At 66.8% G+C, this 14,446-nt stretch carries 11 protein-coding genes; 7 read left to right on the top strand and 4 right to left on the bottom strand.

Features of this window, described 5'->3' with window-relative positions; genetic code table 11:
* Positions 1-63: 63 nt before the first annotated feature.
* On the bottom strand, positions 64-774 hold the full coding sequence (locus tag DDZ17_RS14655) for an alpha/beta hydrolase family protein (RefSeq protein ID WP_116367696.1): 711 nt from the start codon (positions 772-774) through the stop codon (positions 64-66).
* Positions 775-1,026: 252 nt separating this feature from the next.
* Between DDZ17_RS14655 and DDZ17_RS14650 the strand changes: the two genes are divergently transcribed.
* The 3 genes from DDZ17_RS14650 to DDZ17_RS14640 all read left to right on the top strand — a co-directional run bounded on the left by DDZ17_RS14650 (position 1,027) and on the right by DDZ17_RS14640 (position 6,555).
* Positions 1,027-2,511, top strand: a complete 1,485-nt coding sequence (locus DDZ17_RS14650) for an autotransporter outer membrane beta-barrel domain-containing protein (protein WP_116367695.1) — start codon at positions 1,027-1,029, stop codon at positions 2,509-2,511.
* 35 nt (positions 2,512-2,546) lie between these two features.
* Positions 2,547-4,112 (top strand): serine/threonine-protein kinase, encoded by a 1,566-nt coding sequence (locus DDZ17_RS14645; RefSeq protein WP_116367694.1) that lies wholly within the window; start codon positions 2,547-2,549, stop codon positions 4,110-4,112.
* A gap of 61 nt (positions 4,113-4,173) precedes the next feature.
* Complete coding sequence (locus DDZ17_RS14640) at positions 4,174-6,555, top strand: caspase family protein (RefSeq protein WP_116367693.1); 2,382 nt, start codon at positions 4,174-4,176, stop codon at positions 6,553-6,555.
* 1 nt (position 6,556) lies between these two features.
* Here the strand turns inward: DDZ17_RS14640 and ettA are convergent, their stop codons facing one another.
* Entirely contained in the window at positions 6,557-8,221 is a 1,665-nt protein-coding gene (gene ettA / locus DDZ17_RS14635; RefSeq protein WP_116367692.1) for an energy-dependent translational throttle protein EttA, read from the bottom strand.
* A 221-nt stretch (positions 8,222-8,442) separates the two neighbouring features.
* Between ettA and DDZ17_RS14630 the strand changes: the two genes are divergently transcribed.
* Genes DDZ17_RS14630 through DDZ17_RS14615 form a run of 4 tightly spaced genes read left to right on the top strand, consistent with a single transcriptional unit; the run spans position 8,443 to position 12,868 of the window.
* Entirely contained in the window at positions 8,443-10,557 is a 2,115-nt protein-coding gene (locus DDZ17_RS14630) for a TonB-dependent siderophore receptor (protein ID WP_116367691.1), read from the top strand.
* Positions 10,538-10,855, top strand: coding sequence for an iron uptake protein (locus DDZ17_RS14625; protein WP_206613553.1), 318 nt, complete (start codon positions 10,538-10,540; stop codon positions 10,853-10,855). Before DDZ17_RS14630 ends, DDZ17_RS14625 begins: the two co-directional genes overlap by 20 nt.
* Positions 10,856-10,857: 2 nt before the next feature.
* Positions 10,858-12,561 carry a PepSY-associated TM helix domain-containing protein gene (locus DDZ17_RS14620; RefSeq protein ID WP_116367689.1) on the top strand — a complete coding sequence of 568 codons (1,704 nt, stop codon included), beginning with the start codon at positions 10,858-10,860 and terminating at the stop codon, positions 12,559-12,561.
* Positions 12,554-12,868: a DUF3325 family protein gene (locus DDZ17_RS14615; RefSeq protein ID WP_206613552.1), complete on the top strand. Its 315-nt coding sequence runs from the start codon at positions 12,554-12,556 to the stop codon at positions 12,866-12,868. The genes DDZ17_RS14620 and DDZ17_RS14615 overlap by 8 nt, the downstream gene beginning before the upstream one ends.
* Positions 12,869-12,938: 70 nt before the next feature.
* Here the strand turns inward: DDZ17_RS14615 and DDZ17_RS14610 are convergent, their stop codons facing one another.
* Together DDZ17_RS14610 and DDZ17_RS14605 are read right to left on the bottom strand one after the other, a co-directional pair.
* Positions 12,939-13,991: a succinylglutamate desuccinylase/aspartoacylase family protein gene (locus DDZ17_RS14610; RefSeq protein ID WP_241505902.1), complete on the bottom strand. Its 1,053-nt coding sequence runs from the start codon at positions 13,989-13,991 to the stop codon at positions 12,939-12,941.
* Complete coding sequence (locus tag DDZ17_RS14605; protein WP_116367687.1) at positions 13,988-14,440, bottom strand: ATP-dependent zinc protease family protein; 453 nt, start codon at positions 14,438-14,440, stop codon at positions 13,988-13,990. Before DDZ17_RS14605 ends, DDZ17_RS14610 begins: the two co-directional genes overlap by 4 nt.
* Positions 14,441-14,446: the final 6 nt, after the last annotated feature.

The following is a 14,446-nucleotide window of genomic DNA, read 5'->3' as shown; positions in this document are numbered from 1 at the left end:
GCCACCCACCGGGCTTTGGCGAGGCGGCGGGGCTGGCCGTTGCCCGGGGCGTGGTGGGCGTGCCTACAGGCGGTAGTCGTTGAGCAGGGCGGGCCACTGCTGGTGCCAGCAGCAGCGGTGGTCAAAGCCCGGCAGCACGTAAAAGCGCGCCGTAGCGCCGCTGCTGGCCAGTTGCGCCGCAAAGCGTTGGTTGAGCGCCGGCGGCACGTTGCTGTCGTCGGCGCCGGCCAGATGCACCTGCACCAGGCCCACTGGCCAGGGTTCTGCCATGTGCGCAGGATTTTGCGGCCCAGGCAGGGCGGTGTAGTGGTGGTGGCGGGTCCAGGCATCGGTGTCCAGGGGCGCGGCCACGGTCACCACCTGGCGGACACGTGCCGAGCGCCGCGCCAGTTGCAGGGCCAGCACGCCACCGCCGCTGTAGCCCACCAGGTGGACGCTGGCCCCGGGGTACTGCGCCAGCAGGGTGGCCAGGGCCCGCTCCAGGCTGGCCAGCACGGTGGCGCCGTAGCGCTGCTCGCTCCACAGTGCGGGCTGGCAGTTGGCGTCCAGGGTTGGCTGGTAGTAGCAGGGTCGCGCCAGATAGAGGGCATTGCCGGGGTCTGCCAGCATCAGCGACAGGCCCAGGTGCTCCCCGGGGGTGGGGTCGGCGGCCACTGTGGTCGGGTTCAGGAAGGCACGCCCGTCACCGCCCAGGTACACCCGCAGCAGCCGGGGCTCGGCGTCTTTCACCCGGCTGAACACCCGGTGCCGAAAGCCCAGCCCGTCCACCCACATCGGCTGCGCTCCGTTTGCCCTGGCCAATTGCTCGGCGCCCTGATGGGCTGGCCCGGCGCAGGTGCTACACAGCAATAGGAGCAGCAACAGAAATGGCAAACGCAGCGGGGTGGCGCCCGGTACAGCGGGCCTGCAACCGCCGCTCACCAGTGCGCCTGCTCGGGCTTGCGCCCCCGCCGGGATTCGCGCAAACCGTTGCCATGGTCTACGTTAGGGAAAGGAGGGCAGCAACTGCCTTTGGGGAGGCTCGCCATGGAAATACGTTTTCGAGACGTCAGGCTGTATCTCATTGTTCCTCTTGCCGGGCTGGCGACGCCACTCGCCGCTCAGGATACCACCCTCGGTCAGGTGGTCGCAGGCGCGCCGGGTAGCACGGCGCTGCAGGTGGTCACCGGCGAAGCGGTGCAGAGTACCTGCGGAGAACTGGTTGCCACCTACCGCCCTGTGGCCGGGGACAACCGGCCGGCCACCACGCCCGAGGAAGATCTTTTCTTTCGCTGCAGTGAAATGGTGCAGACCGCCAACCTGCTGAACGGCAACCCGAACGCGGCACTCAACAACCTCGGCTGGACCAGCGGCCAGCTGGCCGAAGCCATGCAGCAACTCACCGGCGAGGAGCAGGTATCCAAGGGCCGCCTGGCCACCGAGAGCTCCAACGGCCAGTTCGCCCACATCGGCATGCGCCTTGACGCCATTCGCGCTGGCGCCCGGGCCACCGCGAGCGGGCTGCGCCTGGCGGTGAACGACGCGCCGGTGGTGGGCGGCAATGCCGGGGAGGAGGGCGAGTCGCCCTGGAGCTGGTTTGTCAACGGCGCCTACGGCAACGGTGACCGCGACGCCACCGCCCGCGAAGACCAGTACGACTACGACGCCTACGGCGCCACCCTGGGGGTGGATTACCTGCTGCAATCCGGCGTGGTGGTGGGTGTGGCGCTGGGCTATTCCGACTACGAGGTGGACTTCGACAGCAGCGGCTCGCCCCTGCCGATGAACGATTTAACCTCGCGGGTTGCCGGCGGCGGCTTTTCGCTGGACGGCTATGCCATCAGCGCCTACGCCATTGGCAACATTGGCCGCTTTTACGTCGACGGGCTGCTCAGCTATGGCTGGAACGACTACGACACCGAGCGGCGGGTGGCCTATCGCGGCAGTGCCAGCGGCGGCAACCGGGGCCAGAACCTGGTGGTCAACCGGGCCATGAGCGGCTCCACCGATAGCGACAGCCTGGGGCTCGGCTTGTCCACCGGCACCCAGTTCGAGCTGGGCGTGGTGGACCTCGCCGTGGATGTGGGCCTTAGCTATCTGGATGTCACCGTGGACGGCTACACCGAGCGCGAGCGGGCCCTGGCCGGTGACCAGGCCACCGCTGGCGGGTTGGCGCTGGCCTACGCAGATCAGGATGTTGACTCCCTGCAATCATCGCTCGGCTTTCAGTTCACCAAGCCCTTCAGCACCCGCAGCGGGGTGATCATGCCCTACCTCGGCGTCGCCTGGCGGCACGAGTTTCGCAACGACGCCGACACCGTGGCGGCGCGCTACGCCGCCCAGCAGACCGGGCAGACCTTCAACCTGACCATTGGCAGCGACGACCCGGACGAGGACTATTTTGAACTCGGCCTTGGGGTCAGCGCGGTGTTTGCCAACCGCATCACCGCCTTTGTCGATTACTCCACCACCCTCGGTCTGGATGAGGTGAGCGCCAACCTCTTCACCGTCGGCGTGCGCGGCAGTTTTTAAAGCGGCGCTGTCAGCAGGAGGCGTCGGCAGGCACGGTGGCGGATGCGTTCGATGACAAAACCCTGCCCGCCTCGGGGGCGGATACCACCCGGGCAGCCACTCGGACCGTTGCTCCGGGTGCTCGTGCGAGCGACGCCGCAACGGATGTTGTAACCGAAGCCGCAACTGACGCCGGCGCCCGGGCCACCGGCGAGGGCGGTGAAGATAGCAGCGAAGAAGGCGGCGTAGGCATTGGCGATGTGGTCTCTGGCCGCTACGAGCTGACCCGCCTACTCGGCGAGGGGGGCATGGGGCGGGTCTTCCAGGCCACCGACCTGCTGTACACCCGCGAATTCGAGGATCGCCACGCCGAAGTGGCCATCAAGTTCCTCGGCGTGCGCTTTGCCGCCCACGACGTGGCCCGCATGGCCCTGCAGCGCGAGGCCCGCAAGTGCCAGCAGCTGTCTCACCCCAACGTGGTGCGCGTGCTGTACTTTGACCTGCACCAGGGCCAGCCCTACATGATCATGGAGTTCATGCGCGGCCTTCCGCTGGATGAATTCCTGCGCCGCCACCCAGACGGCCTGCCACTGGCCAAGGCGCTGCCGCTGATCGAGGGTATGTGCAGCGGGCTGGATTACATTCACAGCCAGGGGTTGGTGCATTCGGACTTCAAGCCCAACAACGTATTTGTGAGCGACGACGGCGGGGTGAAGATTCTCGACCTGGGCATTGCCCGGGCCCGGGAAGACAGCCTGGAGGGCCTGCAGAGCCGGGCCGAAACCCGTTTTGACGCCAGCCAGCTCGGCGCTCTTACCCCGTCCTACGCCAGCTGCGAAATGTTCGAGGGCCAGTCGCCGGACCCGCGTGACGATATCTACGCCCTGGCCTGCGTGTGCTACGAAGTGCTGAGCGGGCGACACCCCTTCAAGCGGCTGCCGGCGCCCCGGGCGTGGGGGGAGGGGCGTCGCGCGCCGCGCCCGGCGGGCCTCGGTGCCCGGCGCTGGCGAGTACTGCAGCGCGGCCTCGCCTTCCAGCGCGGTGATCGCCTGGCCACCGCCCCCCTGCTGTACCAGGGGCTGGCCGGGCAGCGCGACCGGGCGCGCCTGTGGCTGGCGGCGGGCAGTGTGCTGGTGGCGGCGGGGGTGGCCCTGTGGCTGGGCCTGCGCTATCTGCAGGGCCCGGACCCAGACGTGGTCTTTCTGGACAGCCTGACGCCGGCCAACCCCGCGCCCCTGCAGGCCGGCGAGGCGGCCCGGCTGCAGAGCTGGCTGGAACAGGGGCAGGTTTACCTGGACATCGCCCGGCAGGAATTCGACGGCGGCGATCTGGTCAGCGCCCTGCACATCATGGATGGCGGCGCCGACAACGCCTACCGGGCTTTTGCCAGCGTGCTGGCGCGGCAGGATTCGGCGGCGGCCCGGGCCGGGGTGATGGCCATGCTGGCCACCTACCGCGACTGGGCGCAGCAGGCCGAGGCCGCGGGCGATCCGGAAAAGGCCCTGCTGATTACCTGCCACGGCCTGAAAATTCACCCCCGCCACAAGCCGCTGCTGGCGGTGGAAAAAACCGCGAGCGAGGGCCTCGGCGAGGCGCGCATTGCCCAGCTCAGCGACTGCTGAGCAGCGGGCAAAACGGGCAATCTGGACTATAGTTTTAACAGCGGTCAGACGGAGCCAGTACATGCATCCGCGTTTGATCAAATATCTGCCAGGCCTGCTGTGTGGCCTGTTGCTGGGCACCCTGGCCGGGGCCACGGCAACGGCGCAAGCCCCCGGCCTCAGCAGCGATTACGGTGAGGTAGACGCCCACAAGCCCGTGCTTTGCCTGCTGCCCGGGCGGGTGCGCAAGGTGGGCAGCGTGATGACCTACCTGGAGCGCCGCAAACCCCAGCAACTGACCGCCACCGAGTGCGAGATTCGCGGCGGTGAATACACCTTCTACGACCGTGCCAATTACGAAAACGCCCTGGCCATCTGGCGCGAGGCCGCCGAGGGCGGTGACGCCACGGCCCAGCTCTACGTGGGCGAAATCTTTGAAAAAGGCTGGCTGGGTACCCCCGATTATGCCCAGGCGGCCCACTGGTATGGCCTGGCCGTTGCCCAGGGCGATGCCCGCGCCCAGCGCCGCATGGCCTATTTCTACGAGCAGGGCCTGGGGGTGGCCGCCGACAAGCAGCAGGCGCTCAGCCTGTGGCGCGAGGCGCTGGATTTGGGGGATGAAGTGGTGCTGGCCTCCCAGGTGGCGGCGCAGAAGAGCGAGGCCCAGCGCGAAATCGATCGCCTGGTGGCGGCGCTAGAGCAGCAGAACGCCACCTCTGGCCGCCTGCAGCGGGAGTTGGCCGCGGCCCAGGCCAGCCTGGCCCAGCAGGCCGATGCCGTGCAGCACGAGCGCGCCGCCGCCACGGAACTGCAGGCCCAACTGGCCGCGGCGGCCAGCACGCAAAGCAGCGCCGAGATGGCCAACCTGCGCCAGCAGCTGGCCCAGCGCCAGGCGCGCCTGGACGAGCAGCAGCTGGCCATCGACCTGTTGCAGGCCGATGTCGAGGCGCAGCAGGCCCAGCTCAAGGCCAGCGTTCGCCAGGCGGACATTCGCGACCGCCAGCTCAGCCGGGCCCAGCAGGAACTGCAGCAGAGCAAGGCCCAGAACCTGGACCTGGCCACCAGCCTGTCCAGCGCCGACCAGCGGCTGCAGTTGCTGGAAACCCAGGTGCGCGAGAGCCGCCAGGCCATGGCCGCGGCGCAGCAGGAGGCCGACACCCTGCGGCAGAACCTGCAGCAGGCCAGCCGCAGCGGTGGCCAGGCCCAGTCGCAGCTGGCGGCCCGCCTGCAGGCGCAGGAACAGACCATCAGCGAGTTGGCCAGCCAGCGCCAGGACCTTGAGGCCAGCTGGCAGGCCCTGCAGGCCGAGCGCGACGCCATGCGCGACAACCTGGCACTGGAGGTGGACAAGCGCAGCTGGCTGGAGGTGGAGCTGGCCTCCGCCAAAACCAAGCTGGCGGCGGCCAGCACCGAGCTGCAGTCACTGGAGATGGCGCTGGATGAATCGCGCTGGGAGAAAGACGAATATCAGCAGGAGATTGTGCGGCTGGAGCAGGACCTGCTGCTCAACCGCCAGCGCAGCGAACAGGACCGGCGCCGCATGGAGGCCGCCCTGAACGACGCCCGCGCCCGGCTGGCGGGTATCGACGCCAACGTGGCCGGGCTGGAGCGCGAGCGCGCCCGCATTGCCAGCGATGTCGACCTGTACAGCGGCCTGCAACAGCAGCGTACCCTGGCCATGCGCGGAGCGGCCGAGCCCGCCCCGCGCCAGAGCATCACCCTGCCGGACGGCCTCAAGGCTGGCCCCTACCAGGCGGTGATCATCGCCAACTACGATTACGACTACCTGCCCGACCTGTCCTCGCCGCCCTTTGATGCCAACGAGCTGAAGCAGGTGCTGCAGGCGCGCTACGGCTTTAACGTGGACGTGCAGATCAACCTCAACCGGGCCGAGATGTACAAGCTGCTGAACGCCGTGCGCCAGTTTCGCGAGGACCAGTTTGTGCTGCTCTACTATGCCGGCCACGGCAAGGTGGATGAATTTGGCGACGGCTACTGGTTGCCCACCGACTACCGCCCGGGCATGCCCTACAGCGAGGCGGTGTCCAGCGGCGACCTCACCCAGACCCTGCAGCAGAGCAGCGCCCGCCATGTACTGGTGGTGGCGGACTCCTGTTATTCAGGGGCGCTGGTGCGCGACACCGCGCCGCGCATCCGCAAGAGTATTCCGGCGCTGATGAAGTACTGGCTGGCCAACAAGTCGCGCACCGTGCTCACCTCTGGCGGGGTGATGCCAGTGCTGGACGAGGGGCCAGACAACCACTCGGTGTTCGCCAGCGCCCTGCTGCAGGTGCTGCAGCAGAATACCGGGGCCATTAACGGGGAGATGATTTACGCCCAGGTGTACGACAAGGTGCGCGCAGGGGCGGCCAACCTCGGCTACCTGGACCAGGTGCCGCAGTTTGCCGCCATTGAAGACGCCGGGCACGAAAACGGGCAGTTTGTTTTCGTGCGCGACGGCTGACTTACTTCAGCTTGCGGTACTTCACCCGCTGCGGCTGGTCGGCATCCTTGCCCAGGCGCGCCTTGCGGTCTTCCTCGTAGTCGCTGAAGTTGCCCTCGTGGAACACCACGCTGCCATCGTCCTCGTAGGCCAGGATGTGGGTGGCGATGCGATCCAGGAACCAGCGATCGTGCGAAATAACCAGGGCGCTGCCCGGGAAGGCCAGAATCGCCTCTTCCAGCGCGCGCAGGGTTTCCACGTCCAGGTCGTTGGTGGGCTCGTCCAGCAACAGCACGTTGCCGCCCTGTTTCAGCAGCTTGGCCAGGTGCAGGCGGTTGCGCTCGCCGCCGGACAAGTCCTTGACGAACTTCTGCTGGTCGGAGCCCTTGAAGTTGAAGCGGCCGCAGTAGGAGCGCGAGGGCACCTCGTAGCTGCCGATGCGCATGATGTCCTGGCCGTCGGAGATTTCCTCCCATACTGTTTTGCTGCCGTCGAGGTCGTCGCGGCTCTGGTCCACGTAGGACAGCTGCACGGTTTCGCCGACTTTCACTTCGCCGCCGTCGGGCTGCTCCTGGCCCATCAGGATACGGAACAGGGTGGATTTACCCATGCCGTTGGCGCCGATGATGCCGACAATGCTGCCCTTGGGCACCGTGAAGCTCACGTTGTCGAACAGCAGGCGGTCGCCGAAGGCCTTCTTCAGGTTGCTGACTTCGATCACGTTGTCGCCCAGGCGCGGGCCCGGGGGAATGTAGATCTCGTTGGTTTCGTTGCGCGCCTGGAATTCCTGTGACTGCAGCTCTTCAAAGCGCTGCAGGCGGGCCTTGCTCTTGGCCTGGCGGCCCTTGGGATTGCTGCGCACCCACTCCAACTCGGCCTTGATTGCCTTCTGGTGGGAGGCCTCCTGGCGCTTTTCCTGCTCCAGGCGCTTTTCCTTGGCGTCCAGCCAGTCGGAGTAGTTGCCCTCGTAGGGAATGCCGCGGCCGCGGTCCAGTTCCAGAATCCAGCCGGCGGCGTTGTCGAGGAAGTAGCGGTCGTGGGTGATGGCCACCACGGTGCCGGGAAAGCCTTCCAGGAAGCGCTCCAGCCAGGCCACACTCTCGGCGTCGAGATGGTTGGTGGGCTCGTCCAGCAGCAGCATGTCCGGTGCCGACAGCAGCAGGCGGCACAGGGCTACCCGGCGGCGCTCACCGCCGGACAGTTTGGTCACGTCGGCATCCCAGGGCGGCAGGCGCAGGGCGTTGGCGGCAATTTCCAGCTTGGTTTCGATGTTGTGGGCGTCGGTGGCCTGGATGATGTCTTCCAGTCGCGCCTGCTCCTTGGCCAGGGCGTCGAAGTCGGCGTCGGGCTCGGCGTAGTCGGCGTATACCTTCTCCAGCCCGGCCAGGGCGTCGATGGCGTCCTGCAGGCCTTCCTCCACGTTGCCGCGCACGTCCTTGGCCGGGTCCAACTGGGGCTCCTGGGGCAGGTAGCCGATCTTGATGCCGGCCTGGGGACGGGCCTCGCCGAGGATGTCGGTGTCGATGCCGGCCATGATCTTCAGCAGGGTCGACTTGCCGGCGCCGTTCAGGCCCAGCACGCCGATCTTGGCGCCGGGGAAAAAGGACAGGGAGATGTCTTCGAGGATGGTTTTCTTGGGCGGCACGACCTTGCCGACCCGGTTCATGGTGTAGACGTACTGGGCCATGGGTGGGGGTAACTCTGCGTTCAAATGAGGGCGGCATTCTAGCAGGTCTGCCCGCCGTTTGGAGGCGCCGCGGCCGGGGAGTGGGGCGGCGGCGGTACTTTTTGGTTTATCTCTTGCTTGAAAATGAGAATGCTTCGCAGTTAAATTCCGGTTTGGCTTTCAAGCCAGCTGCATTTCATGGTCCGGGGACATTCCGGGCACTTCACAGATGGGGGATTCCAATGCGCAACCACGGCGTGCGTTTGACCGTGCTGGCCGCCGCGCTGCAGGCCAGCGTAACCAGCATCAGTGCGGGGGCGCAGGCCCCTGGTAACCTGGAAGAGGTGGTGGTGACCGGCAGCTACCTGCTCACCGAAGACATGGACATGGCCACCGGCCTTGGCCTGACGCCGCTGGAAACACCCCAGTCGGTGACGGTGATCACCTCCCAGCGCATCCTCGACCAGAACCTGGATACGATCTCCGATGTGGTGGTCAATGCCGCCGGCGTTTCCCTGCAGGAGATCGACGACGTCCGCAACACCTTCTCCTCCCGCGGTTTTGAAATCCGCAATTACCAGGTGGACGGCGTGCCGCTGCCTTGGAGCCTGGCGGGGGATTCCGGTGAAACCGTGGTCGACATGGCCCTGTACGAGCGGGTGGAAGTGGTGCGCGGCGCCACGGGCCTGATGACCGGGGCGGGTGACCCGTCCGCCTCCATCAACCTGGTGCGCAAGCATGCCAGTAGCACCGAGCTGACCGGCTATGTGGACGGCGGCTTTGGCCGCTGGAACACGGTGGAAACCACCGCCGATGTGGGCGCCGGGCTTGGCTTTGACGGCGCCCTGCGCGGCCGGCTAGTGGCCAGGCACACCGAGGGGGAGTCCTACCAGGACTATCTTGAGGAGGAATCCGACGTGTTCTACGGCGTGCTGGAGGCCGACCTGACCGACAGCACCCTGCTACGCGTTGGCGCCAGCTACCAGCACAACGACCCCACTGGGGCCACCTGGGGCGCACTGCCCACCTGGTTTACCGACGGCACCCGCACCGACTGGTCGCGCGCCAAGTCCACCGCCGCCGACTGGACCCGCTGGGAAACCCAGAACGAAAACTACTTTGTGAATGTGGTGCAGGACTTCAGCAATGGCTGGCAGTTGCGCGCCAACTACAACCGGGTGGAAAACGGCCAGAAAACCCGCCTGCTGTACTTGTCTGGCGACATCGACAAGGCCACCGGCGAGGGGCTGAGCTACTACCCTTACCGCAGCTCCGGCGAGTCGGTGCTGGACAGTGTCGACGTGCAGCTGCGCGGTGACTTTGGCCTGTTCGGCCGCAGCCACGAATTCGTGCTGGGGGCCCTGCACAGCGAGCAGTCCGCCGAAACCGAGGTCTGGACCGCGCTCGATTTCTACAGCGTCGGCAACTTCTTCCAGTGGGACGGTAACTCCCCGGAGCCGCGCTGGTCCGACACGACCCGTGTAGACCAGGATATCGAAACCGAGCAGGAGGGCTATTACGGCGCGGTACGCCTGGCCGCCAGCGACCGCCTGAAGTTTATCCTCGGCGCCCGCCTGGCGAGCTGGGAGCGCCAGGGCGTGGAGTACGGCGCAGTGTTGGACTACGGCGACGACGATGTGGTCATTCCCTATACCGGTGTGCTGTATGACCTGACCGACCAGCACCGGCTTTACGCCAGCTATACCGAAATCTTCCAGCCCCAGAACCAGCGCGACGCCGGTGGCAACACCCTTGAGCCACTGGAGGGCAAAAGCTACGAGGTGGGCCTGAAGAGCGCCTGGCTGGACGGCGCCCTGGAAACCGCCTTCGCCCTGTTCCAGATCGAGCAGGACAACCTCGCCCAGCCCACCGGCATAGTCGACCCGCAAACCCTGGAGATGATCTACTACGCCGCGCAAGGCACCGAAACCAAGGGCGCCGAGCTGGAAGTGGTGGGCAACCTCACCGACAACTGGCAGTTCAGCGCCAGCTACACCCAGTTCAGCGCTGAAGACGCCGACGGCGAAGACGTGAACACCGACGCGCCGCGCAAACTGCTCAAGCTGTTCACCACCTACCAGTGGCACCGGCTGACCGTGGGCGGCGGTGTGAACTGGCAGGGTGAAATCTACGCCGCCACCACCAACCCCGCCACCAATGAAGCCGGGCGCCTGGTGCAGGACGATTACGCCCTGGTCAGCCTGATGGCCCGCTATGCCTTTACCGACGCGCTGTCGGTGCAGGCCAACATCGACAACCTGCTGGATGAGACCTATTACAGCCAGGTGGGCTTCTTTAACCAGTACCGCTACGGCACACCGCTGGACTACAGCCTGCATGTCAACTACCGCTTCTGACACCGGCCCTATGGCGCTGGCCATCCTGTCGCGCACCGGGGCCAGCCTGCTGGGCGGTTACGCCTTTTTGTGGGGCGCCAGCAGCGTGGGCATTGCGGCCCTGGTGGCCGCGGGCATGGCCTTTGATGCGGCCCGCACCCTGTGCATGATGGTCGCCTTGCTGGCCTACCTGGGGATTTTCCTGTGGGTGTGGGCGGCGCGGAACATGCTGCGGGTGTGGCTGGTGCTGCTCGGCGGGGGCGGCCTGATGAGTGCCGCCGCGCTGCTTGTGCAGCAGCAACTGACAACGGGGGCATAGCCATGTTTGCCAATTTCCGCCAGGCCATGGCCTGGGTACACACCTGGTTCGGGCTGGTGCTGGGCTATGTGCTGATGGTGGCCTTTTTCTTCGGGTCGCTGTCGGTGTTTGACCGCGAGATCGACCGCTGGGCGGTGCCCGAAACCCGTTTTGCCGCCCAGCCCATGCCGTCTTTCGACACCGTGCTCAAGCCGGTGTACGACAAGTTGCGTGCGCACCCCGACGACATGGCTGCCACCGCCCTCAGGGTGGAGGGGGACATCCCGCACCCGGACACCCTGCCGCTGGTTTCGCTGTATGCCTACACCACCCACCGCGACCCGGTGTTGCAGATCGGCGGCGAATTCGCCATTCCCAACAAGCCGATAGACGCCAGTGACGACCACCAGCACGTGCACGGCTGGGCCAGCATCGACCCGCGCAGCGGCGCCTACCTCAGCGAGGACAAACTGCAGGTGGGCAGCGACTTCTTCTACCCCCTGCATTACGGCCTGCACCTGCACTGGAAGAACCTGGGCTATTGGATTGTCGGCCTGGCGGCGCTGATCATGCTGGTGGCCCTGGTGACCGGGGTGGTGATGCACCGCAAGCTGTTCAAGGAGCTGTTTACCTTCCGCCCCCACAAGCGCACCCAGCGCAGCGTGCTTGATCTGCACAACCTGACCGGGGTGGTGGCGCTGCCCTTTCATTTCTTTTTTGCCTTCACCGGCCTGCTGATTTTTGCCGGCATCTACTTTCCCCTGAGCCAGACCGCGCTGGAGCCGCTGGCCAAGCAGCACGAGGTGCTGCAGGCCGAGCGCACCGGCCTGCCCCACGAGCCGGCGGGCATTGCCGCGCCGCTGGCCTCGGTGGATGCCATGGTGGCCGAGGCCAAGCGGCGCTGGGCGGCGCGCGACATGCCGGGCGAGGTGGGCTACCTATACATGGACCACCTGGGCGATGCGAACGGCTATGTCAGTATTTTCCGCGCCGGCAGCGACCAGGTGGCCCTGGTGGGCCAGGGGGTGCATTTCAAGGCCAGCAACGGCGGGGTGCTGCGGGAAGACCCGCCCCTCACCCCGGTGTTCGCGGTGAACGAATTCCTCACCGGCCTGCACCTGCAGCACTTCCGCCACTGGCTGCTGCGCTGGCTGTATGTGTTCGGCGGGCTGGCCGGCTGTGTCTGCATCGCCACCGGCTTTGTGTTCTTCGTCGAGAAGCGCAAGCGGCAGATGGCCGGGCAGTCGGCAATGCTGGTGCGTTGGGTGGATGCCCTGGCCGTCACCGCCGTTACCGGCATGCTGCTGGCCACCGCGACCATGCTGGTGGCCAACCGGCTGTTGCCCGAGGACATGGTGGGCCGCGGTGTGTGGCAGGAACGCCTGTTCTGGTACAGCTGGCTCGCCGCCCTGGCCCATGCCGCCTCGCGCAGCGCGCCGGTGGCCCGGGGGCTGATGTCACCGGCCTGGCGCGAACAGTGCTGGGCCTATGCCGCGCTGGCGGTGGCGGCGGTGCTGCTGAACTGGCTCACCACGGGCGATCACCTGGGCAAGACACTGGCGGCGTCCTACTGGCCGGTGGCCGGCGTTGATATCTGCCTGCTGCTGAGTGCCGCGGTGGCGGTGCGCTCGGCGCGCCTGCTGCGGGTGCGCGAAGGGGTGCGGGCGCAGGCGCTGGCTACCACTGGCCACGCCCCGCTGGATGCCCTGGAGCCGGCCCGTGGGTGAGGCTGTGCTGTTGTTATTGGTGGCCGCTATCTGCAGTTTTTGCGCCATGGCCTGGTTTGCCCTGGCCAAGCCCGCCCACTGGCGCCAGGTGCGCAGGGGCACGCCACTGGCCCATGGCACCCGGCGCGCCCTGCAGGTGGCTGGCAGCCTGGCCCTGCTGCTGTCGCTGTGGTTGTGCCTGCGCGCGGATGCGCCGTCGATGGCGGCGCTGGTCTGGCTGATGCTGCTGGCGGTGTCTGCCGCGGCGGTGGCCTTTACCCTGAGCTGGCGGCCCCACTGGCTGCGCCTGTGGTGGCCGGGTCGCTAGTTGCCAGGTTGATAGTTGCCAGGTTGATAGTTGCCGGGTCGGTTATCGCCGGCTCGGTTTTGACAGAAGCCTAGTCGGCGATGGGCGCCGAGCTGAGGTCTTCCGGGTCCAACTCGTGCTCGTCGGGCTGGTAGTCCTCGCGGAAGGCATCCACCTCCCACTTGCGGCGCCGGTCCACCTCGGCAATGTGGAACAGGGCGTCGCCCTCGTACACCAGCGGCAGGTTGGTGCGGCCAATCACAATGCCGGCTGAATCGGCCACCACATCCACCTCGCTGGTGCCCAGCGGGTCGGCAATAAAGCCGATGATCTGGCCCGCCTGCACCTCCGCCCCCAGCGGTACCAGCACCCGCAGAATGCCGCTCTCCGGCGCGCGCAGCCAGTGGGTGCTGCGGCTGATCAGCGGTTTTTTCAGGGCCTTGGCGCGGCTTTTGCGCAGCATGCCCAGGTGGCGCATGACATTCAGCACCCCCTTGACGCCAGCGCGGATGTAAATCTCGTCAAAGCGCAGGGCCTCGCAGCTTTCGTACAGCAGCACCGGCACGCCCATGTCGCCGGCGGCGCCGCGCAGGGAGCCGTCGCGGATCGGCGCGTCGATGGCCAGCGGGGCGCCGAAGGCCTCGGTCATGGCCAGGGTGGCCTCGTCTTCCAGGTTGGCGCGAATCTGCGGGAAGTTGCTGCGGTGGCGGGCACCGGTGTGCAGGTCGATGCCGTGGCTGCAGTGGGCAACGATCTCCTGCATGAAGGTGTGGGCAATGCGCCCGGTCAGGGAGCCACGGCTGGAGCCCGGGAAGGAGCGGTTGAGGTCGCGCCCGTCCGGCAGGTAGCGGGTGTGGTTGATAAACCCGTACACATTGACGATGGGAATGGCGATCAGGGTGCCCTTGAGGCGCTTGAGCTGTGGGTCCTTGAGCAGGCGGCGGATGATCTCCACGCCGTTGATCTCATCGCCGTGAACGGCGGCGCACACAAACAGCACCGGCCCGGGCCGCTTGCCGCTGATCACCTGCACGCTGATCGACAGGTTATCGTGGGTGTACATGGGGGCCACCGGGATGTCCACCGTGTAGTGTCCGTCGGGCTCTATGGTCTTGCCGCCAATCACCAGGGGCGTGCGGCTCACGCTTTTGGCTCCTTGTCCGGGCGCGCGCCCTGCAGGTAGGAGCGGGCGGAATCCACTAAAAAGGTGCCGCGCATGGCGGTGCGCCCCAGCAGCATGCGAAAGCGCATGGTCTCGCGGTCGGTGAGGGTGATCTCGGCGTCGATGATGCGCTCGCCCACCTGCACCCGGCTCTGGATCACATAGCGGTGTTCGCGGTGGCCGCCGGAGTCGGTGACCTGGCGCTTGTCCAGCACCTTTGCTTCGCAGTGCACCTCTTTTTCGGTGTTGCGCTGCCAGGGGTGGATGCCAAAGCGCACCCATTCGGCGCCGTCGCGCTCGAAGGGCTCCACGTAAAAGGCGTGCAGGGCGCTGGTGCGCGCCCCGGTGTCGATTTTGGCCTTGATGCGTTCGATGCCGAGGTCCGGCAGGGCCAGCCATTCCCGCCAGCCCAGTACTGCCTTGTCTGTCATGCCCGA

Source organism: Parahaliea mediterranea, assembly GCF_003402235.1.
Taxonomy (GTDB): domain Bacteria; phylum Pseudomonadota; class Gammaproteobacteria; order Pseudomonadales; family Halieaceae; genus Parahaliea; species Parahaliea mediterranea.
Note: the sequence above shows the minus strand (reverse complement) of the source record. Positions and strands in the feature narration are given on the sequence as shown.